We start from the raw sequence: 23,765 nt of genomic DNA, 5'->3' as shown, positions 1-23,765 counted from the left end.
AAGCCCCCTTCCAAAGTCAGATCTTGATATTAATAAATCGGATGCTGATAGAATCAATTCTTAAAAGGTGTTAGAAGGCTCTCTATAAATAATGATATTCTACAGCTATTTTTAAATAATTTTAAGAAAACACCTCCATTTGGTTAACAATTTTTCCCATTTAATGACCATTCTTCCCTCCAATGTCAAGCACTGTAAAAACACACATCTAGATATCAGTATCGGCGTTAGACTAATTATCATTCTTAATTACAAAACATATTTCAATCATGAAAAATTTATCTACTACTATCGCTACGTTAGTTATCGCTTCTACAATGTTTGCTTGTTCACATGATAATGAACCTACTCCGATAGTTCCAAAAAATACTCATCAAGTCATTAATCATAACAAGAATCAAAACAATACTAATTCTGAAAAAGATAGTACTAAGAACTTTGTTACTACACACCATGTAGCAAGTACAACGGAAACCAAAAATACCGATCAAAAAAATACTAATGTTGCACAGCAACCCACCAAAGAAACCAATGATTATCCGGTTCCTGAACAACAAAAAGTAGTCGCTCCGCAAAAAGCTGCAACTCCTGATCAAGTTTATGGTAATAAAGTACCTTCGTTAGATCATAGTAAAAACAGTGATTATGCACAATTGGCGACAAATAATCAAAAATATACGGCTAGTGTTAGTGCTTTAAAAGGTAGACAACAAGCTCAAGAACAACAGTTAGTGGATAACTACGGAAAAAAAGCAGTCACTAACAACCAAAAAGCTATCAACCAATGGTTAGGTCATACAAAACATGATACTCAACAAGAAACATTGGATGCCAAACTAAGAATATACGAACAAGTGAATGCCTATGATAATAACGGTGAAAAAGTAATTGATATACTTGCTATGACAGACGATAATCAAGTAAGATATTTTAAGAGACAGTTTGAACATGGTGAGAGAACAGACTATGATGCCACTTTAGTTAATGTAGATTATAAAGGGACTATCACAATCGAAAGCGATGGTGAAGAATTTACATTCCATACTTCAGAAAGAGTACAATAAACCTTTAACACTTAGCTTAATTTAAAACCAACATGAATTGTTCAGTCAGCTTAATGATGTACTGCTTGATGATTCGTTACCATAAATTCCTTCCTTTTAATAAGGACTACTACTAACAAACAGCTACCTGCCCCTCTTCATGATATGGAGAGGGGCTTTTATATTGATACTAAAATCACTTGCATTGGAGTCTGAATTCTAAATAGCCGAATTTTATATATTTACAATCGAAATATATAATCTGATGTACTGAATACTAGCGTTTTAATGAAAAGGATCGTATATCCATCACTTTTTAATTATCCCAAAAGAAATATGCAATTAGTTACTAAATACATACCGTTATTTTTCTTTATTTCAACTTTCTTTATTGTGTCTCCTTCACAGGCACAAAAGCTAAAGGGGAAAAACATTGAAGCTGTTTTAAATGAAGCATATATTAAATATAAAGATGTAGAGGAAGGTAAAAATGCCGACTACATAAAAGAATTAGCCAATGTACCGTCAGATCTCTTCGGAATTGTGATCGTTACTGTAGAAGGTAAAGTGTATTCTATCGGAGATGTAACCGATGAAGTTTCCATCCAAAGTGTATCTAAAGCATTTATCATGGCAAAAGTGATTGACGAAATCGGAGCAGATAGTATTGCTCATGCTGTTGGCGTTGAACCTACTGGCGAGGTTTTTAATTCCATCACAGCCATAGAGCGCTCAAAAGGAAAAAAAATTAATCCATTGGTAAACCCTGGTGCTATTGCTACTACTTCCTTAATGGCAGGTAGAGACTCTGTTCAAAAATGGTATAACATCAGAAATACATTAAACTCCTTTGCAGGAAGAGACCTTGATATCGATTGGAACGTTTACAATAGTGAGGCGAATGACAATAAGAGAAATCAGGCCATCTCTATGTTATTACTTTCTTATGGAAGAATGTATTTTGATCCTCTACAATCTACAGACATCTACACGAAACAATGTGCGGTAAGTGTCAATGCAAAAGATTTAGCAGTAATGGGATCTACGTTAGCAAATGGTGGTACTAACCCTTTATCTCATGAAGTAGTGATTTTACCCGATGCTACTCAACATGCACTTTCTGTGATGGCAACGTCAGGTTTATATGATGATGCAGGTAAATGGTTATTCTATACAGGTATCCCTGCCAAAAGTGGTGTAGGTGGAGGTATTGTTGCTGTCGTTCCGGGAAAATTCGGAATTGCTGCCATCGCTCCTCCATTAGACGAAGCGGGTAATAGTGTGAAAGCAAAACTTGCTATCCATTATATTATCGAGAAGTTAGGTGTTAATCCTTATTTAGTTGAGCCTAAATAAAAAGGAAATAATATATATGTAAAAACAAAGGAGTCAGGGATATTTGATTAATCCCTGACTCCTTTTTTATTAGAGTACTTCTAAACTCATTTCTTGCTTCAATAGGTATTTCTCTACGACTTCCGCTACTCCGTCATCATTGTTTGAGGCAACAATAACATCTGCTTTATGACGTAATTCTTCTGTTACATTGTCAACCCAAACACCTAAACCAGCATATTCTACCATAGAAAGGTCGTTTCCAGCATTACCCACGGCAATGATTTCTTCTCTCTTGATTCCTGTAATTTCTGCTAATTTAGATAGTGTTGCTGCCTTATCAATTCCTGTTTGTGTAACTTCCAAGAAGAACGGCTTGGAGAAAGAAACACTAAGTTCTGGGAATTTACTTTCCAAAACAGGTTTCACCTCTTGTAATTTTGAAGGCTCTTCTAACATAATACATTTGATTGGTTCAAAGTCTACTGCACCTTTGAAGTCTGTCACTTGGTCGAAACTCATTTTAGTAATATCCAATTCTACTTGAATATATTTTGAGTGCGACTCACTGATAATACTATCTGCAGAATAAGTAATGATATCTACATTATTCTCATTGGCAAAATCATACAATGTATGGATATTATTTACCGATAAACTTTGTGAGAACACAACACTTTCATCAGCCATATCGATCAATGTCCCTCCATTGTAGGAAATGATATAAGAGCCAAATCTATCTAATTCTAATTCTCTAGCAAACGATAACATCGCTGGAGTAGGTCTACCTGAAGCCAATACGACTTTAATGCCTTCCTCCTGTGCTTTCATGAGCATTTCTTTATTTCTCTCAGATATTATATGATCGTCGTTTAAGAGAGTATCGTCCATATCTAGGACCAACATTTTATAACCTAAGTACATATTTAGTTTGTTAATTCACAACCGCTTTTATAAAAACATGCATTATTACGATTATTTTCTCAGAACTACTATTAACAGATTCAAAAATTCGTTATTAATCTTATATAGAGGCTCTTTTGAATAGAAAAAGGTATTGCTACAAGCAAAAATTGATAAGATCCTTGTATAGAATAAGCTAATAATAACATAAATGCTGATAGGGAATGCCGTTAAAAAAGGATAAGAATATCTTTTATATCACACACAATCATTCCCTTAAAACATTATGGAAAATAACTTACCTTCTCAATTAGTCCAATCATTAAACGGTGTATTTGGAAAGCATAAAGCTAGGGCTGTACATGCAAAAGGCATTATTTTAACAGGATCTTTTCAACCGAGTTCATCAGCTCAAAACATTACAAAGGCGATACACTTACAAGAAAAATCTAGTCCGGTAACGATACGTTTTTCTAACTTTGCAGGTGTACCAACAATTCCAGATAACGATGAGATGTCTAACCCCAAAGGTTTAGGTATAAAATTTCATCTAGCCAACGAAGAAAGTACAGATATTGTTTGTCATTCTTTTAATGGTTTTCCCTCACCAACAGCCTTAGATTTTAGAAACCTTTTAATGGCTTTGGGGCAAGGCGGAGATACCTTAAACGATTATCTAGAACAGCACTCTACTGCGAAGGCATTTCTTACAGCTCACAAACCAATGCCAAAGAGTTTTGCAACATTACCTTACTATGGGGTTAATGCATTTAAGTTTATCAATAAAGATGGAGCTGTTCGATTTGGTAGATACCAGGTTCTACCTGAGGTAGAAGAATATTATCCGGACGATCAAGTAAAAGCTTTAGCTAATAATTTTCTAATGAATGAAATTAGTGATAGGGTCGCAAACAAAACAATCAACTTGAGACTCGTTTTGCAATTGGCTAATGATAATGATGTGATCGATAACCCTACAGTGGTTTGGAGCGATCACAATGAAATTGTAGAGTTAGGGATCTTAAAAATTAATGAAGTAAATACCGAAGAAGCCACAGATAAAAACTTGATGTTCTTACCTGGCAACCTTGTAGAAGGTATTGAAGCAGCTGACCCAATGGTCAAAATCAGAGATAAAACTTATCCTATTTCAAAAGAAAATAGACAATAGGATATATAGATTTTAAGAGTTAGTGATTAGACATTTATATCTAACCACTAACTCTTTTTCATTATTTATTGCGGTGCACTAACCCCAATAATATCAAACATTTGTCTTTTCAGTTCAGCCTTAACCTTAGCATAAGATTTCTTTGCCTCTACATTTTTCCATTCGTAAGGATCCTTACGGTGGTCATATAGTTCTTCTTGCCCGTCTTTGTAGAGAATGTATCTGAAATCTTTCGTCCTGTACGAATAAGTCTGCTGTAAAATAAATTCTTGCCCAAGATCTTTTAGCACTTTGATATGCCATAAAGCCTGAGGGTTCGTTGATACTGCTAATCCTTCGATAGGCTCTGAAATACCTACTCCCATTACTGTAAGAGCACCTTCAGGTCCTTCCCAAGTTGCATTTTTATCTGTCATAAAAGGGGCAAAAGAATATCCGCCAAGTGCTGCTGCATTATCGTTTAATTTAGTACTTCCTTCTAATTGACACATATCTTTTAGTGTAGGATAAATATCAATTAACGAAACCGGCTGATCTACCTCACTACCTGTTTTTTGTGATTTAGGATAACGAACAATCATTGGGATTCTTGCCGATTCTTCCCAAGGTGAATTTTTATATAGGTAGTCCTTCTCTCCAAAGTTCCAACCATGATCGGCAGTAAAAACTACTATCGTATTTTCTGCAAATTTTGATTGATCTAAAGCATCCATCACTTTACCTACTTGATCATCCATAAAGGCTATACAAGCTAAGTAGGCCTGAATCACTTTTCTTAAACCCTCCTCGTCATCTTCATAAGAATCACACAAGGCCTTATAATATTTCAATCCCATTTGAGACATCGGGTAGTTGTCTTTAAAGAAGCTATCGTCAGCATCTCCCTTTTTGATGACCGGTAATTTCAAGTCTTCCAAAGGGAACATATCAAAATACTTATCAGGAGCATACAAAGGTGTATGAGGCTTTACAAAACCAATACCCATAAAGAACGGTTCATTTGATCCACTCTTCTCTAATTCCTTTATTTTTTCTACTGCCCAATTCGCATGCTGCTCATCCGGAAAAAGATCTCTGTCTTCATCATTGACATATCTGAACTCTTTCTTCGGGTAACCCCAACCCGGATTTAATGTTGTTTTCGTACTGTCAAATTGAGGTACATCTGATAATCTCGCAAACGAACCATCTACGATATTTATACTTCTAAACGGCTCTGGTACTGATGGGTGAGGAATGATTTTTTCTCCATTATAAGCATGTGGACCATAATTAATACGCTCAGGCACACCCCATTCATCCCAAAGTTTTTTATCATTTTTATGCAATAGTTTCCCTGAACCATATAACGCATATCCATTCTCTCTAAATAATTCAAAAAGCGTTTTATTGTTCTTTACTACATATTGTTGCTTACGGGGTGTCCAGCCAAAATCTCTAGAATCATGAGGGTAGACACCTGTAAATAGGCTATTTCTTGCAGGCTGACAAACAGGCACATTGGTTTGTGCATTATTGAAGGTAACACCAGAATCTGCCAACTTATCAATATTTGGTGTCTTCGCTTGTGGATGCCCTCCGAATTTACCTTCAAAGTCGTTTAGATCATCCACAATAATGAACAATACGTTGGGTTTGTCTTGCGTATTTTGAGCACTGCAATAACTATTTATGGCCAGTACTGAAAGAAGAGTAACGAATAACTTCTTCATAATTATATTTTCTACTTTGTGATTTTTCTTTATTGAATTCTACATCTCTTTTGAAGACGAAACTTGGTATTTACCTTCTTCCAAAAGAACATAGTTTTCTTTATTATCTTGTTTTTTGCCATTGATTTCCACTTGGGAACCCAATGATTTTTGATCCAGCTTAATCGTAGTACCTTTTGGCACTTCCACCTCTAAAGAGGTTACGCCTCCTTTCACTTTCCAATTTATTTTCAGCATCCCTAGTGGGGTAGGAATTGTAGCAGAGATATCTTCTATTGAGGCCTCCGTTTTTGCCAATACCAATTCCGTCATACCGGGTTTTGTTGGTTGGATACCCACTAGATATTCTGCGAATAAAGCTGTTGCAAAAGCACTTTCTGTTTGAGCATCAGACCTTGTTCTACCAATCATACCTTTTTTGCCAAATCTTCCTGAAGCATCTCTCCACCATTCTTCCCATAAAGTCCCGTTCATTTCAGGAGCCAACATTTCATCAAATCTTCTTCTGAATAGCTCAAAAGATTCATCGATAAAACCATAATTCGCCAATCCTTTATGTAAAAAATAAGACATTGCCGGAGTCACCATAAACATGCCGTTTTCTCTTTTTACATAATTCAACTCATCCTTTTTTAGTAGTTGTGGAATAAGCTTTTCCGCCTGTTGATCTGTTGCGATCCCAAAAGTCAGTACCATTGCTTGTGCATGCTCACTAAACTGATTGGATTGTTGTCCGTCAATTAAAGCATCGGCAAATAATCCTTTCTTTTCGTTCCAAAATTTGTCTTGGATGGCCTGTTTTGCCTTATTGGCCTGTTGAATATATTTTTCACCACCTTCTTGACCCATCCATGATAAAATTTCTGCAAAATCCTGAAGTGCACCAATATAATGGCCGTTTAAGTTTAGATTCGCACCTCTTCTATCATTTTTGGCATGATCTAACCAATAGGCGTATGCAGGGTTATCAATCAAACCATCAGAATTGGTATACGTTTCCAACAGGTTCATTAATTTTTGAGCTGCTGGAATCAACATTTCTACTGTTTCCTGATCTCCTGAATAAAGTAGATAGTTATGTAAACTTCTGACCCATAAAATATCGGAGTCTAAGATCACCATAAAATCATTATTCAGTAATGGCCCATAAGCAGGAAATAGTCCATTGGATTCTGCTTCTTGAGCTACTTGAACAAGTTTTGCTGCTTGTAATGCATAGTCTCCGAATGTCCAATAGTTACCCATTGCACCATAATACCCTGTCTGAGCATACTGTCTACGTTCTCGATAATTGTCAGTATATCCGTCGGTAGTACACACATCTATTGTTTCTTCTGTAGCTTCAGTATATGCTTTCACCCAATCTGCAGTTGTTGAACTGATATCTCCATCTGTAGCAAAAGGATATTTAATTTGGTGCAGAGAGAAATCATATATTTTTACAGGATTTTTTTGAGGATGAATAACCATCGCCAAATATCGAGTAGGTTTAAAATATTGGGCCTCCCATTGCTCTCTCTTTCCGGATAATATTACCTCATCTACTAAACGAGAATCAACTACTTTGCAAGTAAACTGATCATCAACCATATAAGGAATACCTACCACTTCTACCTTTGTGCCTGCTTCTCCTTCGATGTCGAATTTAGGCATACCGTTAAGCAAAGTTCCAAAATCGAAAACCAATAAATAAGGTTGATCAGATACTTCTAATACCAAAGGACCTTTACCCTTTAGATAGTTTTTGGTTTTGATATTTGAAAGCACAGAACGTTTCAGCTTCACTTTTCTATCCCATTTTTCTTCAGAGGTAAAATAGCTATCAACATATTCGGCATCAATAAGTGATGTTGCTTTTACATCTTGCTCAATAAGATAGGGTATATGTCTTTGTTCTAAGTTGGTCCATGGGGTTGTGATTGCTCTTGGTTTTGCATTCTTTTGTGCAGAGGGCCAACCAGAATTCCTTTGTAACCCCACTGCAGAAGACCATTTCGAATCATCAAAATCTAGTTGATTCCAGCCTTCTTCTTTATTTCTCAAATCTACCTGATCTGTAACCACCAACTGAAAACGGTTGATTCTTGGAGCCTCGTTATTCCAAGTTTTATCTACTGCAACTTTCCATGTATTATCCGTTGAAATCAATTGATCACCGATAGACAGTTCTGCTAGAAACCCACCTCTACCTTTCAAGTGGTATGCATTTTCTCCTTGTTGGTAATGTGCTTCCACCGCTATTACATTTTTACCGGTTTGTAAAGCTGATTTAATATCTAACACATCATATGATTGATGATGAGGAGCTGACCTTGCTGGACCTCTATTGATGTACTCACCATTAATATAGAGCTTATACAAAGAGGACGCTGTTATTTTCAATATAGCATCAGCAGGTATTTCTGAAAGTTGGAAAGACTTTCTAAACAAAACTTTGTGTTGCTTTGTTTCTTCTTTTCCATCATCAGTGTTCCAAATCCAATAGGCCTGCCAATCTTGTTTTTGAGGGGCATAAGATTCTTCCCAATGTCCGGTAATACCATTATCTAAGTCCGATGTTTGTGCCCAACTAAAAAAAGGCAATGCACATAACAAGGCTACTGATATTTTCTTTGCTCCTATCATTTTGTTAGTTAATTAATCTCTGTTTTCTATTGAATTGATTTTTGAAGTCACATTTCATTACTTATAAGCACTCTTATCTATTTCACAAAGAAGACATTAGGTTCTCCTTGCTCCAATCATTTCATTTCAAAAAATAAGTAATTGCTTATTACAAAAGTAATACAATCTTGATCTTATCCTACCGAATACACTGCTGGTTATCGGTACAATGTAAGGTCTTTTAGTATTTACAAAAATCACTATATAGTTGCTGTTTTTACTATATAATTTAAAAATAAAGTTATTTGGATAAATACTGACACATCCCCAATTGCTTCTTTATTTTTCAGTCAAAATAAGGTTAGTATTGGCAATAAAAATACTTATTGATGGTCTCGCCTATAAAAGATCCCATTACTATAAGTCCTAAATTGCTTTTCATACTATTTCATAAATAGAAGAATTGAATGACCTACTCAATAAAAGTATCTTGCTGCTTCCCTACTTCATTCAGTTTGTATTCTTGAAGTTGTTTTTTTACTTCTTGTAATTCAACTCGGAGTTTTTTCATTTCCTCGCTTTCATTTACAAGTAGAGGTGTTGGGATATATTCTTGTTCTTTTTGAGGTAGTTCAGTGTAGTGTAATTGATGCTTTGGACCAACGGTATTGAATTCAATTTCTGCAAAACTAGGTGCATTAATTCCGTCTTTTAGTACCTCTGCTCTCACCTTCACTTTACCTGGGTTGGTAGAAGATTTCACTAGAGCAACTGCTTCTCCCCATAGTAATTTTTGAGGGTTGATTTCATTGTTTACTCCTCCGATCAATTCCCCTTCGCCTTCAACAGTAAAGCGAACATATTCATCACTTAGTCTTTTAATGGCACCGCCAGCATCTACTAAATAAGCTACTACAGTTGTAATATCGCTACCGTCTGCCTGTGGAGTAATGCCCATATCGTCTACTTTTAAGAGGAGACGTCTTTTTCTTCCGGCCGGCCAACGACTGTGTTCAGTTACTACTTCTCCATCTATTATACCTTCAGCTTTCATCACAGCACCTTCTACCCATTTCTGATCAATCTTGCCATAGCCTTTTTTGTTTTTATTTCTTGCATCAATTTTCTTAAAGACATCTGTGAAAACAACTGGAACTCTGGGTACTGGACTGTTGGGGTCTGTTGATTTTTTGATACCAATTTCTTCTCCATACATGGTCAGTTTCACTTCATCGCAGTTGGTAAAAACTACTACATCTTTCGGTGAAAATGGTGTCATCAGGTGTGCGATGTAAACAAATGGTTCTGCATCTACATGAGGAACATCTTCTAATCCGCTTGTCGGTAAAAGTGATTTGAATAGGTAATATGAAAACTTTGGTTGACGATATGCATCCATAATCCCTCCCCAAAATGGATCGGGGTGATACCCTCTTTGATGATCAAATGAATGCCATAATGTTGCTCCGAATAGTGATTCACTTGCTCCGTAAATCATCGTCATAGACGGCCATTCTTGTAGTTCACCATCTTCCATCCATTCTTCTTTAAAGTAATGCATGGCCTGTTTTACCTGAGGTGCTTCACCCCATTGCTTGGCTACTCGACTGACAGAATTATGGTCTACCCAATTGTCTACAAAATCGCCCCATTCTCTTTTAAAAATAGATTTCTGTTTGTGTGCTTCCACTTGGTCATTGGCATACAAAACATCAAAGTATTTCTGTGCTTTCGATCGGTGTGTTCGAGCATCAGTAACCGTATATTTACCTGGATATGGGTATTCTTCTTTTGTAAACTGAGTGGCTTTTATAGCATACTCTTCTGGAAAATGAGTTTCATTAGGAACGACTTCCCACAGTAAAATAGAGGGTCTATTTCTTTCTAAACGCACCATATTACGAACGTCTTTTAACATACGCTCTTGGAAAATTGGTTCCTTTTTATTCCAATATTGCCAACCTGGAATGGCTGCTACCAAGAACATCCCAAGCTCATCACAAGCATCCATAAAAGCTGGATCTTGAATATAGTGAGCTGAACGGATGACATTCATTCCCACCTGACGCAATTTCAAGGCATCTCTATAATGCAAATTATTGGGTAAAGCATGACCAATATGGGCAAAATCTTGATGTCTGTTTGCTCCCAATAATTTAGGATATTTCTTGCCATTTAGGAATAGGCCTTCGGGTCCTTTCAATTCGATAGTACGAATACCTACTCTATTTCTGAAGGTGTCCAATACATTCCCTTTTTTGTCTTTTATTGTCACATAAAGTTGATGCAAATGTGGATGATTAGGTGACCATAACTTAGGATTTTTCACCGTAAAACTCATTTTTACCTGCTCTGAATCATCCGATGAAATGTTAACCTTTTCTTTCAGTTTTGCGACTTCATTTCCTGCTTTATCTTTTAATGAAAGATGTACTTGAAGGTCTTTTGCTTTCCCTTCATTGGCAATATCTACATCAACAAAAACCTTTACAGATTCTTCTGTTAGATCATCAAAATGAACGAATACACCACCTCCAGCTACTTTATCCACAGCAAGTGGGTGTGTCACATAAACATCATTATGAGTAATGAGCCATACGTCTCTATAAATACCTCCAAAGTAAGTGAAATCCAATGTTTCTTGAGGTTTACCAGGAGGGTAGCTATGATCGTTACTATTGTCTGGACGAACTGCAATGACATTTTCTTCACCAAATTTCAGATAATCAGAAAGGTCTACATGAATGGGATAATAACTACCAAAATTTTCTCGCACCAACTGACCATTGATCCAGATTTTTGATTTCCCCATGATACCCTCAAAGTGTATCATCACTTTTTTGCCTTTCAGTTGCTCATTCGGTGTAAAATGTTTTCTGTACCAAGATGGGCCTTGATAATTTACACCACCACTAGCATTAAGAGGTAACAATTCCATCCCATCTGGCAAGTTGACTACCTTCCAATTGCTATCGTCAAAATCTATTGCTTCGGCTCCTTCTACATCTTGTTTGATAAAACGCCAACCGACATTAAAGTTGATGGCCTCTCTAACTTTTGGGTCTGTTTGATAGAACCCAGCCGTTGAAAATTCTTGTGCATAAGCTGATAACTGAAGCCCAAAAAGTAGGAGTAGTATCTTTAATAAGTGTTTTCTGAAATCCATAATATTAATTCGTTAAGGCAGATGATGATTCTCTTTTTACAGACATAAAATCCATCTCGACGGTAGTTCCTTTTTTACCTTTAAATACTATAGTCAATGAATTGATTTCACCTTCCCATTTTGCATTATCCAGTTTGAATGATAATGTTTGTGTAGTATTCTCTTTTGATAAATGTTGCATTCCGATGACTTTGTTATTCGCCAACAGAGTCACTTCTAAAGGTTGATCGGCTTTTAATTTAATATCATAGGATTGGTCTTTTTTAGAAGCTGTTACTTTCAAACCATCTCTTGTGATGCTACCTTCTTTCTTATCCAAAGTAAAATCAAGGTAGCCTAAATAACCTGCAAGGTTCGAAGAGATATCATCAGATTTCCAACCTTCAGTCTGCCATCCTCCGTTATCAAAAGTGAAAAGAAGAAGACCATCTTTTGGATCCCTTTTCAATAGTGTTTCCAATTTATCAGAAATGCCATCACCGTCTGAATCTTCTCTGTATACCTCATATTCAGGGTTCATCCCTTCTCCCCAAGGCTTATTTTCTCCGTTAGCTTTTAGCTCAGCGATAGACTCATCACCTTCTCCCATATCGCCTTTTGCTAACCATTCGTCCATTAATTTACGGTGCTTTTTAAGCTCTTTTTTGAATTTTGGATCTTTGACCAAATTATGAATCATCTCAGGGTCTTTTGTCACATTGTACAATTCCTCAGGTTGGCGCTCTCCAAAATAAATGTCTTTGTGAAGTGGAGACAATTCACCATTAGCATATAGTGTTCGAATATTCTTTGTGTACTCCTTTTTATCTCTGTATTGAGGTTGTAAAAAGATTCTATCCAAATGGTAATTTCTCACATATCTATAATCTTCTGTTCTGATAGATCTTACCTGATCGATAGTCTGATCTAAACGGTCTTTATGACCTCCTACTAATGTTCTAGGGGTAAATTCTTTGGCAAAAAGGTTTTGTCCTTCGTACCATTCAGGCTGTGTGATGCCTGCCCAAGCCAAGGTTGTCGCTGTTAAGTCCAGCATACTCACCAAGTCGTTTCTTACTTCTCCTTTTGGTACGTATTGTTCAGGTCCCATCACCATAAAGGGAACATGTAGTCCCCCTTCTGTTGTCATTTGTTTATGTCTCAAAAGGTTGTTTGCTCCATGATCAGAGAAATAAACGACAATCGTATTTTTATCTAATCCTGCTTCTTTTAATCCTTTTAAAATTTCACCAATCAAGTAGTCATCTTTACGTATAGCATCATAATGCTGAGCAAACCATTTCTGGAATACTTCATTGTTTGGATAATCTGCAGCAACAGTAACTTCCGATGGATTTACTTTTCTATTTTGAGGAAACTTTGTCGTATTGTTTTTACCACCTTTTGTCTGAATCTGACCAAAGAACGGTTGCTGATTTACCAACTCTGAGAAATCTACTTTTTTCTTGAGTTGAGTTGTATACATTTCATTATCCCAAGCATAATTGTAATCTGTCTTACCATGATTGTATGTAGCGTACCCGTTTTCCTTCATGATCTGAGGTAGCAATTTATACCCTTCTGGTAAGTAAATTCTAGTCTCTTCCGTTCTAGATGATCTATGTTCCTGACCTCCAAAACGAATGGCACTTTGACCGACCATCATGGCTGATCTTGTTGCCGAACAGACAGGGGCGGGTACATAAGCTCTATTGAAACGCACACCACTATTGGCAATTTTATCAATGTTAGGTGTTGCATCTTTATTGATTTCATCGCCATAGCACCCCATCCAAGGTGAGGTATCTTCGGCATATATCCAGATAATGTTTGGTTTATCTTGCCCGAACGAAGACCATCCACTCATTACGCATAAAAAAGTGAATAGTGATTTGATTAATGTATTCATCTATTTTAAGTTTTTTGATTTCTGTTTAGGTTTCGGCCAAATGGTAGATTCGTCTACTTCTACACCATTAAATTCACAAGCTGCGGCTGCATTAAATAACGGCTTAAAATCTTTGTCCCAATAAGGACTTTTGATGTGAGCGTCTTTCATCATCATAGCAATTTCTTTTACCACATCGGGATATTCTGTTGCCACATTTTTTCCTTCGCCTTCATCTGCTTTCACATCATATAATTCTATATTCAATCCTTTTCTTCTGTCTGTAACAACGGCTTTCCATTTTCCGTATCGCACAGCACAATTTGGTTTTCCTTCGTAAAGCTCCCAATACAAATACTTATGTTGTTTTTGCTTTTTGTCTTTACCTAAAAGCGTTGGCAGCATAGAAATACCATCTGTTTCACCTTTCAAAGGTTCATTGGTGATGTCCGATAAAGTAGGTAATACATCCCAAAATGCAGAAATGTGATCACTGGTTGATCCTGCTTTGATTTTTCCAGGCCAATAAGCAAACATTGGGGAGCGTACTCCACCATCATACATTGATCGTTTTATACCTCTTAAATCACCTGAAGTTTTAAAGAATTCTGTTGTTCCTCCTTTTCCATGTGCTCCATTGTCGCTGTTAAACATCACAAGTGTATTTTTGTCGATGCCCAACTCTTCCAAAAGATTGATGATCGCACCTACATCCTTACTCATTCTTGAAACCATAGCTGCTTGAATCTTCATTCTTTCTGGCCAATCTTTCTCTTTGTATTGAGCCAAATCTGGCACTTGCCATTTTACATGTGGAATAGTATAGGCGAGATATAAGAAAAACGGTACGTCTTTTTTCTCTTTGATATAATTGATGGCTTTTGCTGTAAACAGGTCATGGCTGTAATCATTTTGCTTGCCTTTACCATTATCCAACATCTGTTTTTCACCATTCAACCATAAATATTCGGGATAATAATTGTGTGCTTTTCGTTGGTCAGTATAACCATAAAAAAGGTCGAAACCTTGATCATTGGGATTACCTGAATCATGAAAACTACCCAAACCCCATTTACCAATACAAGCCGTACTGTATCCAGCTCTCTTCATCAGCTTTCCTAATGTTTCGGCATCTTCTTTTATTGGAGTTTGTCCTTTAGGGTAACCCGGGCTGTTGGCTCTAATGTATGCATGTCCAGGATGTTTACCCGTCATTAATGAGGCTCTACTAGGGGCACAAACGGCATTCCCGCAATAATGATCGGTGAATATCATCCCTGAATTGGCGAGTTTATCCAGTTCGGGAGTTTGTATTTTTTGCTGTCCGTTGTAACCTACTTCACCATATCCTAAGTCATCACACAAGATATAAATTACATTAGGTTTTCTTTTCTGACCATAACTTTGGGTTGATACACCTATAATAAAAGTCGTCAGAAATATTGTAGTTAAAATATATTTCATACTGTTAGTTGGTATAAGTAATCATTCATTAAAAGTAGAAAAGAGGAACAATTTCAATCACTCCTCTTTTCTAAAATATATAAGGTTATTGTGCTTTCTTTTTATTTGCTTTTTTAGCTGCTTTGGCTTTCCAATAATCAGAATGAATAAGCCCTAAAAAGATTGGATCGATCAGTTCTTTATCCCATTGTACTCTCAGGTCTTCTATCAATTTCACTTGATCTGGATGCTGACTTTTTACATTGGTTTTCTCCGAAATATCTGCAGATAAATCATAAAGCTCTGTTACATTTTTTCCATCTGCAAAACTTCTAACGATTTTATAATCTTTATGTCTCACCGCATATTTCTTCTGATCATACTTTCTTAAGTAGATCGTTTCATGTGGCATTCCAGTATCCTTTCCTGTCACATAAGGTACAAGATTCACTCCATCCAATGGTCTTTCTACATCCATTTTTGCATCTGCAAGTGTTACTGAAGTAGCAAAAATATCTAAAGAAGAAATCATGTTATCGTATGTAGCTGGCTTGATGTGACCCGGCCATGACATCGCAAAAGGCACTCTAAAACCACCTTCGTAAACACTGCCCTTTCCATCTCTAAGTTCCCCGTTGTTTGATTTATTTTTTGGCTCAGGTCCACCGTTATCAGACAAGAAATAAATGATAGTATTCTCTTCAATTCCCGATGCTTTTAGTTGATCTAAAACTCTACCCACACCTTCATCAACTGCAGAAACCATGGCTGCATATTTCTTTCTTTTCGGATCTTTGATATGATCAAACTGAGGCAATCTATCTTTTGGAGCATGCATTGGTGTATGCGGTGCATTGTACGACAAATACAAGAAAAACGGTTCGTCTGCATTGCGTTTTACGAAAGAAACCGCTTCATCAGAAAATTCATACGTTAGGTATTTATCCGTTTTTACAGGCTTATGGTTTTTCATAATCCAAGTCTTGTAGCTGTCTGGCTCATTCAAATCTTTACCATAACTATCTTCGATTGTCAACAGCTCAGGATAATACGAATGACCGCCACCAAGGTGACCATAGAACTCATCAAAACCTCGGTTCATGGGGTGGTTCGACTCATGTGCTCCCAAGTGCCACTTACCGATGATTCCCGAATGATAACCTTGAGTCTTCAAGACTGTTGCCAACGTTTTTTCAGATTTTGGCAAACCCATATTCGGATCGTCCGCTTTATATTGTGGGTTCCTTTCAAAACCAAAACGCTGCTGGTATCTACCTGTTATAAACCCTGCCCTAGATGGACCACAAACCGAGTAGGAAACATAGGCATTGGTGAAACGAATACCATTGTTTGCAATACGATCTATATTAGGTGTTGGAATATCTTTACAACCGTTGAAACCTACATCTCTGTAACCAAGATCATCACACATGATCACAATGACATTGGGCTTACTACGTTTCTTTTTAACTTCAGAAGTTTTAAAGGCAGCCATCACTCCACACATCGAAATGATCATACCACCCAGTAATAATTTTTTCATATTCAATTCTCAAAAAATAGTTCTTCTGCTCTGTTTAATTTATGTAATGATACAAACTAATTAGCAGAACAGATGAGCACAAAACAAACCTATATTGACATAAAATTGAGGTTGCTTCTCTTGTAGTGTTATAAGACTTTTTTATTGTTCATTTCTGTAGAGTAAATTCTTTCGAACCTACCTACAACCTTATCATTTTCTATCAATTCTACATGCATTTTATAGCGTTCATTTTTAAGTACATTTTTAGATGTTTTGAAATTGATTGATGACTTTAGAGGAGTTGATTCTACTTTATCTAGGATACCCGACTGTAGTGAAGCCTCCAAGGTAGTTGGGAATTTTCCTTCTACTTTCAAACCTGCTTCCTGTGATGGGTTTACTCGACGAACATACTCTCCCAAATTGAATTTGGCTGGCGAGATTTTATCTTTTGTGATATCATCTTTGATGTACAATGGGTCTTCAGAAATGGTCACATATACAACACCATTTCTAGGTGATAATGTATATGCATTACCGTTGATATCTTCTAGTTCTAATGCTTTTGAAGTCTTGATTTCGACATCTTTGCCTCCATCTGTTTTCCATAAAAGAGTAGTAAACTGACCGTCTTTTTCAAATCTTGAAACTGATACATCTTCATAGATTTTTTCCAAACCAAGACAGTTCGTAAAATCAAGATTGTCTACCATGGCTGCACCCGAGAAGTAAATCGACTTTAATCGAGTACCGTTTACACCCACAAAACCATGGAACCAACGGTTGGCAATGTCTCCTTCCTGGAAGATAAAGTAAAAGGCTTTTTCTGTACCGTTTGCAAAGGCTGTAGCTGTTTCTTGAACATAGAATCTTGCCGCTTCCTCTTCAGAAACTAAACGCTTCGGTACATCTTTATTTTTGAATGGAGTGAACGTATGAGAACCTTTTTGAGGGTTGAAGAAACCGTATTCCGTTGCCCAAAGTGGCTTCTCTTTACCAAACTTCTTAATGTCTTTATTGATGTCTTCGAACTGATGGGCAACATGTGTTTTATCAGGACTTAACCTTCCGTCGGTATAAGGGTGAAACGATACCACATCGCAATAGTCTGATCCGATTTCTGTAAACACATCATTTAAGAAATTCTTCGCTGTTTTACCGTAGTGAGTTAGACCGAATGCCAATATTTCAGCATCAGGATCTACCTTCTTTACTTCTACAAAAGCCTCTTTTAGTAAAGGAGCAAATTCTTGTGCAGTACCTCTATAGAACGGTGTACCGTTAGGTTCGTTCCATATTTCGTAGGCATGTACTTTTCCTTTGAAGGTTTCCGCCATCTTCTTAATATAGGCCGCATAATCAGGTAAAAACTCTGGCTTTGGAGGGTATAATTTCCACTCATTACTTCCTTTTGGTGCAGAAGAAGCCCATTGAGGTACTTGTACACCTAACTGTCCAAGTGGAGTTAATCCGTAACCTTCCAAGATATCAATAACACCCATATTCCAACGGATCATATAGCTATTGTATTGGCCTTTGTTACGTTCGATCATACTCCAGTTATTGTAGAAAGAACCGTTTCTTAACCAAGTGTAACCTGCCTTACTTGCCAATTTAACGGCATCCAAATAATGATGACCTCCCATATGAAGACCAAATTTTGAGGCAGTATTCACTGATCTATTTTCCACCTGTTTTAAAATACCAAATGAATAATAGTAGTTATCTATTTCTTTATCACCTTCCAACACAGAAACATAAACTCTGTATGCTCCTTGTTTTTGTGATGTGAAAATCTCTTTAGAGAAAGGTTGATTTAATAATGTATTCCCTTTTACAGTTACATTTTCTTCTAGTTGAAGTACGTTATAATAATCAGGATCTAAGACTGTCATTTTCACTTTAAGGGCCTTTTCTCCTTTTGTATTGTTTTTAACTTTTGTGATCAATTTTACATCTTCACCTGGAGAGTATAAATTGAATTCGTTGGGAGTGTCACCACCAATTTCAACCTTCTTTGTTGCTGCGTATGTTGTCTTTTCTCCTGGTGTAAACTGAACTGCATCCATCCAGATTTTAGTATCGGGTTTCACCTTTGGTGCAACAATGCTTACAGAAAAAGCATCGTACAAACCTTTTGGTAATTGTACTTTAAATGTATATCGTTTCCATTCAGAAGTTAACTTCACAGGTTTTTCCAAAAAGATAGTACCCTTGTTGGCAACACCATCCGTTTGTTGGTAGTTTACTCTCATTTTCACAGGCAATCCTGCAACAGAAGACTTCATATCCAATGAATAGGTCATTTCCATTGACCCTGCCAATTTGATAAACTCTGAGGTCACAGATACTTTTTGTTGCTCTTTTTGGATCGGTTTTTCAATCTGCTTTACATCCAATAATAAAGAGTTATTCCCCTCTGTCTTGTCTTGATCATCCAATGTAAATGTAGAGTTGGCATCAAAAGCATCGAAAGTTACCCCCCAATCGCGAGTACCTGTCTCAAAACCACCGTTAACGACTTGGTTTTCGTTCATTCTAACACCTTCAGGCAGTTTCAATTCACCTCCAACAGGCATTGTTATTCTAACATTCAAGCCATTACTTGTATCCGTTGTCCATAGTTTTAGCATGTAATCCTTAAAGAAACCATCTCTTTGAACAATCACATCCATCTTGCCTGCTGAACCGTTAGTGTATTCAATTTTGGCATCTGTTCCCTCTTGATTTGAAGCTTTAAATACTTTTGCCTGCTTACCAAAAACAACATAATGCCAATCTTTGGCTTGCTCTTTTGGAGTGTATTTAAAACTTGCACCATCCAACTTAAATGGTAATCCTTTGTAAGTATTATAGTCCATAAAGAAGGTGATACCAGCAAATGTATACTCACTTGGTGCGTTTAGTTTGTAGTTGAAATCCACATATCCATTTCCAGCGATGGCAGTAGTTGTCAATTCAAATAAATCACCTTGGTATTTGAAATCATTTTTGATCACTAATTTATTCCCTTCTACTTTCGCATTTTTTGTAATCGCAAAAGGAATATTGACAATCTTACCGTCTTTTTTAATCGATAAAGAAGCTCCATTGACTAAGCTATTGCCAACATGCATAACGTCTCCCATTATGCCAATGTCTTTCATTCTCACCAATGATTTATTGTTCTTGATCATCTGAGAATTCACCACTTTTAGTGGTGCTACACTTGTATTCTTTTTAGTTTCCGTTTTAGCCGTTGCTTGTGATGGTCCTCCTTTTGGTAATGCAATATAGTAGGCCACTTTTCCTGGAGTAGTTGGAATTAACTTTACGATATAATCGTCGAAATATTCACTAACAGTAGGGAGAATCATAGAGACTTTACCTGTCATCATTCTAAAGTAAACGTCTGTCTGTGTACCTACATTTTCACCCATTGTCACTTTAATCGACGGTGTTGGGTTCTTAAAAACATTCCAAGTTCCTTTTGCATCTGCTTTCGATAAAAGAGGCGCTTTGTTATCGTTGATCGCATAAGTTTGTCCATCAAAAGTTTCTGAAGTAAAATACACTTGAGCCGCACTTACTGAGTATCCTTTTTTCCCTTCGAGTGTATGTTCAACAACCAACCCTTGACCTTCGATCCCCACTTTAGAAATCAGTTTTAGCTCTGCCTTTTTGTACATAAAAGCATTGGTAATCGTCAATGTCTGACCAACAATGGCATATTCTGATTTTTCATTAAACTTCACTCCCTTCAGTAAAGTTTCTCCTTTCATTATTTCTACTGTAGCACCTTGAATGATCTTCACTCCATTGTGAGTGATTTCACCTAGCGTACCGTCATTTTTTAATTTGATCACAGTCGCTCCATTCGTTATTAAAGTTGGACTTTTAAAACGTAATGGTCGTTGTGCATATACCAAAGAATAAGTACAGATTGATAGTAATAGTATAAGTAATCTTTTCATCTAATCAATTTTATAGTGATGGCTGGTAAAAAATAGGAGATAAAAAATAGAAAAAGAACCATGTACTCTATAAATTAAAGTACATGATTCCAATTGTTTCTTATTGCATATTTTCACCGTAATGGCTTAAGATATTGTTCATGATCTTTTGTGATACAGGATCAAATGACAAACCATTTCTTAGGTTTAGTGTAGAGTAAATCACTTTACCCTTACCATGTTCTATTTCCAACATGTGTGAATCAAAATATACCTTACCTACTCCAATATAGTTTCTCAACATTTTATCTTGCTTAGGAAAACGGTCATGAGTTATCACACCTACAATATTCTTCCCTTCTGGCATTACCATTGCTGTTGTTGTACCAATAGCAGTGTATTCCAATCCCATAAATTGATTCGTGGGTAGTCCTGCAAATACAGGATGGTCCGTTACAATTGGTGCCGCATTATGCCATAAACCATTAGCAGGAATTAGTGTAGCATTGTAAGGGAAATTGTCAGAAGATTGTAACTCATCAGGAATTTCTCTGTGCTTAGTCTCATTGATTTTTTTACCTTTTACTTCAGTAAAGAAGACTGTTCCGCCTTTTTCAGCATATGCTTTTGCCGCTTTTACTTGTGCTTTGAAAGCGTCATCCGTTCCCAATTTACCCACTATAACCAATTGGCCTTTCTTGTTTTTGCCTGTGAATTTCTCAAAAGGAATCCCCTTAGCAGTGAAGTAAGTCGACAATTTATTATCAGCTTCTAATAACAATACCTTCTTTGAAGATACAGCCAATGTAGCCTCATTAAATACTGAGAATGTTTCTTTGTTTGATGCAATCACTTCTCCTTTCTTATTTTTCATCACAGTAGAAAGAGTGTAATTACCATTTAATCCTTTTGTCTGTAAAGTACCAATATGAAGGTCAGAAACCCCATGCGTAAGGTCTGCTTTCACCTTATCTTGTGATACTAACTTCCCTTCTTCGTCTGTGATATTCATTTCAACAGTCACTTTTTCATCCGCATACTCATTGATACCTACCAATGATAACTTAGAAGTCTTTCCTTCAAATAAGTTTCTGTTTTTGATTCTTGAAATCACTAATTGAGGTTGGTTGGCCATTTTAGTGTACTCGTATACATTTCCTTTAGGGTTTCTCCACAAGTCAATGATACCACCACCAATAATCCAATCGCCATCAGACAATGCATGGATACAGTATCCTGCAGTTAGGTAGTTAGAGCGAGACGCTTCTAGCATTCTTTTATTCAACGTACCATGGTAATTTTGCTGAGCAACTATTAAATCATGAAGTGTTGGAAAGACCGAACGCATACCTGATGCATCCAATACTTTGTTGAAGTCTTCTTCCAAACGCTTGTGTTCTCTGTACATTGGAGCCAACGCATTTCCTTTTGCAGCAAACTCTTTATTGTTTGCTTCTAAATCTGGCAGTGAACCATAACCAATTTCTGAAACAAACACCATAGCACCCGGCTTATTCTTATGACCAGGAGATTTTAGTTTTGGATATCCCGCTGCCTTTTTCTCCTCTTTTGTCCAAGATACCTGTCTCATTTTCTGGAACGCATTGTCATTGAAATTGTATCCAGGGTAAGTATGAATATCTGAGAATTTGATCGCTACTTTTTCATAAGGCTGGTAGATGTTAGCACCGTTGGCAAATCCACCAGATTCATCTAAAATAAGACGCGTAGGGTCTAAATCTCTTGCCAATAATGCCATTGGGTGTAACATCTGAATTAAAACAGGTTGCCATAATTCATTGAACAATTCCCATTGGATCACACAAGTTCGGTTTCTATCTCTTAAGATCGATTCTCTTACTTCTGTCTCTACCATATCTGGTAACATTGGCGATGCGATAGGGCGGTGCATACATTCAATAGCTAAAGAACCTACAGTTAACACACCCATTTCATCACAAAGGTCTAACCACTTTCTTGGAGGAGGTTTTCTCCAAGGACGGATCATATTGAACCCAGCATCCAAAGCCAATTGAATCTCTTTTCTGGCCATTTCTTCAGAATCCATGTACGCCAATTTTGTTGGGTACAAGCCTTCAAAGAATGCTCCTTTTAAATAAAACTCCTCACCGTTTAGGTAGTATTTTTTGTCTTTAATTGTGAACTCTCTGATACCAAAACGGATATCGTTCTGATCAGATACTTTTCCATCTTTCACTACCTGTACTTGAGCAGTGTATAAGTATGGATTTTTAGGTCCCCAGTTCTGATGGTTTTCAATATTCAGTTTCCAATCTAAATCATTTACACCTGGTGTTAAAGCCACGTTTTCTTTTTTAGAAAGGATTACTTTTTTGTCTTTATCAAGAATGTTGACAATCACTTCAGCATCCTGATTCGCTGTCGTTGTGTTTTCAATACCCAAATCAAACGATACATCACCTGATTTGTAATCTGTTTGGATAAATACATCATCTACAACATAAGCATCTGTAGCTCTTAGTGATACATCTTGCCAGATACCACCCGTTAATGCACCTCTCCACATGGGTGTTTGGTGTGGTCCAATACCGTCAATCACCTTATCGGAGTACAATACTGGAGAAACTACTCTTACAATCAGCGTATTTTTTTCACCTGCTTTAATTGTTTTGTTTACTCTAAACTCAAAAGGAGTAAAACCACCTTTGTGGTAACCAACTACTTCATCATTAAGGTAAACTTCTGAGATATAGTTTACTGCACCAAACTGAATAGCAATGTTCTTACCTTTCCAATCTGCAGGAACTTCAAACTCTGTCTTATAAATAGCTACTCCTTCGTAGTCTTGTTTGAACTCTTCCCAACAACTTGGCACTGAAATATCTTCTTGAAGGTTACTCTGATCAAAACCTTCTCCATAGATCCAGTTTTTTTCTCTCCCTTCATTATTATCATCATAAATAATTTTCCATTGACCATTCAAAGACATTTCGTCTTGAGCATAGAGACAATTTGCTAACAACAAAAGTATCCCTCCTAATAATAAACTCTTTATATAATTGTAGTCCATTTTTTTATAATT

General features: G+C 36.6%; 12 protein-coding genes. 3 read left to right on the top strand and 9 right to left on the bottom strand.

Annotated elements, in window-relative coordinates:
• Positions 1–269 precede the first annotated feature (269 nt).
• Entirely contained in the window at positions 270–1,064 is a 795-nt protein-coding gene (locus tag HGP29_RS11660) for a hypothetical protein (RefSeq protein WP_168882582.1), read from the top strand.
• A 267-nt stretch (positions 1,065–1,331) separates the two neighbouring features.
• Entirely contained in the window at positions 1,332–2,399 is a 1,068-nt protein-coding gene (gene glsA / locus HGP29_RS11655; protein ID WP_235958292.1) for a glutaminase A, read from the top strand.
• Between the two features lie 69 nt (positions 2,400–2,468).
• Here the strand turns inward: glsA and HGP29_RS11650 are convergent, their stop codons facing one another.
• Positions 2,469–3,302 carry a Cof-type HAD-IIB family hydrolase gene (locus tag HGP29_RS11650; protein ID WP_168882580.1) on the bottom strand — a complete coding sequence of 278 codons (834 nt, stop codon included), beginning with the start codon at positions 3,300–3,302 and terminating at the stop codon, positions 2,469–2,471.
• Between the two features lie 265 nt (positions 3,303–3,567).
• On the opposite strand from HGP29_RS11650, the gene HGP29_RS11645 reads away from it, so the two are divergent.
• Positions 3,568–4,452 carry a catalase family peroxidase gene (locus HGP29_RS11645; RefSeq protein ID WP_168882579.1) on the top strand — a complete coding sequence of 295 codons (885 nt, stop codon included), beginning with the start codon at positions 3,568–3,570 and terminating at the stop codon, positions 4,450–4,452.
• 65 nt (positions 4,453–4,517) lie between these two features.
• On the opposite strand, the gene HGP29_RS28725 is transcribed toward HGP29_RS11645, so the two are convergent.
• The 8 genes from HGP29_RS28725 to HGP29_RS11605 form a co-directional block, all read right to left on the bottom strand.
• The gene (locus HGP29_RS28725; RefSeq protein WP_211093274.1) at positions 4,518–6,164 is read right to left on the bottom strand and encodes a sulfatase; all 1,647 of its coding nucleotides are present in this window, start codon (positions 6,162–6,164) and stop codon (positions 4,518–4,520) included.
• Between the two features lie 39 nt (positions 6,165–6,203).
• Positions 6,204–8,789, bottom strand: a complete 2,586-nt coding sequence (locus HGP29_RS11635; RefSeq protein WP_168882578.1) for a family 78 glycoside hydrolase catalytic domain — start codon at positions 8,787–8,789, stop codon at positions 6,204–6,206.
• A 451-nt stretch (positions 8,790–9,240) separates the two neighbouring features.
• The gene (locus tag HGP29_RS11630; RefSeq protein ID WP_168882577.1) at positions 9,241–11,934 is read right to left on the bottom strand and encodes a glycoside hydrolase family 2 protein; all 2,694 of its coding nucleotides are present in this window, start codon (positions 11,932–11,934) and stop codon (positions 9,241–9,243) included.
• Positions 11,935–11,938: 4 nt separating this feature from the next.
• Positions 11,939–13,822, bottom strand: a complete 1,884-nt coding sequence (locus HGP29_RS11625; protein WP_168882576.1) for a sulfatase family protein — start codon at positions 13,820–13,822, stop codon at positions 11,939–11,941.
• Entirely contained in the window at positions 13,823–15,265 is a 1,443-nt protein-coding gene (locus HGP29_RS11620; protein ID WP_168882575.1) for an arylsulfatase, read from the bottom strand.
• A gap of 85 nt (positions 15,266–15,350) precedes the next feature.
• Positions 15,351–16,787, bottom strand: coding sequence for a sulfatase-like hydrolase/transferase (locus HGP29_RS11615; RefSeq protein WP_168882574.1), 1,437 nt, complete (start codon positions 16,785–16,787; stop codon positions 15,351–15,353).
• Between the two features lie 128 nt (positions 16,788–16,915).
• Entirely contained in the window at positions 16,916–20,722 is a 3,807-nt protein-coding gene (locus HGP29_RS11610) for a GH39 family glycosyl hydrolase (protein WP_168882573.1), read from the bottom strand.
• Positions 20,723–20,822: 100 nt separating this feature from the next.
• On the bottom strand, positions 20,823–23,753 hold the full coding sequence (locus tag HGP29_RS11605) for a glycoside hydrolase family 2 protein (RefSeq protein WP_168882572.1): 2,931 nt from the start codon (positions 23,751–23,753) through the stop codon (positions 20,823–20,825).
• Positions 23,754–23,765 lie beyond the last annotated feature (12 nt).

It is taken from the genome of Flammeovirga agarivorans (assembly GCF_012641475.1).
Classification (GTDB): Bacteria; Bacteroidota; Bacteroidia; order Cytophagales; family Flammeovirgaceae; genus Flammeovirga; species Flammeovirga agarivorans.
This window is presented reverse-complemented; position numbering and strand designations above follow the sequence as displayed.

Bases quoted from the DNA above. Each gene is read 5' to 3' on its own strand.
- HGP29_RS11660 (WP_168882582.1), top strand. From the start codon at position 270: ATGAAAAATTTATCTACTACTATCGCTACGTTAGTTATCGCTTCTACA.
- glsA (WP_235958292.1), top strand. From the start codon at position 1,332: ATGAAAAGGATCGTATATCCATCACTTTTTAATTATCCCAAAAGAAAT.
- HGP29_RS11650 (WP_168882580.1), bottom strand. From the start codon at position 3,302: ATGTACTTAGGTTATAAAATGTTGGTCCTAGATATGGACGATACTCTC.
- HGP29_RS11645 (WP_168882579.1), top strand. From the start codon at position 3,568: ATGGAAAATAACTTACCTTCTCAATTAGTCCAATCATTAAACGGTGTA.
- HGP29_RS28725 (WP_211093274.1), bottom strand. From the start codon at position 6,164: ATGAAGAAGTTATTCGTTACTCTTCTTTCAGTACTGGCCATAAATAGT.
- HGP29_RS11635 (WP_168882578.1), bottom strand. From the start codon at position 8,789: ATGATAGGAGCAAAGAAAATATCAGTAGCCTTGTTATGTGCATTGCCT.
- HGP29_RS11630 (WP_168882577.1), bottom strand. From the start codon at position 11,934: ATGGATTTCAGAAAACACTTATTAAAGATACTACTCCTACTTTTTGGG.
- HGP29_RS11625 (WP_168882576.1), bottom strand. From the start codon at position 13,822: ATGAATACATTAATCAAATCACTATTCACTTTTTTATGCGTAATGAGT.
- HGP29_RS11620 (WP_168882575.1), bottom strand. From the start codon at position 15,265: ATGAAATATATTTTAACTACAATATTTCTGACGACTTTTATTATAGGT.
- HGP29_RS11615 (WP_168882574.1), bottom strand. From the start codon at position 16,787: ATGAAAAAATTATTACTGGGTGGTATGATCATTTCGATGTGTGGAGTG.
- HGP29_RS11610 (WP_168882573.1), bottom strand. From the start codon at position 20,722: ATGAAAAGATTACTTATACTATTACTATCAATCTGTACTTATTCTTTG.
- HGP29_RS11605 (WP_168882572.1), bottom strand. From the start codon at position 23,753: ATGGACTACAATTATATAAAGAGTTTATTATTAGGAGGGATACTTTTG.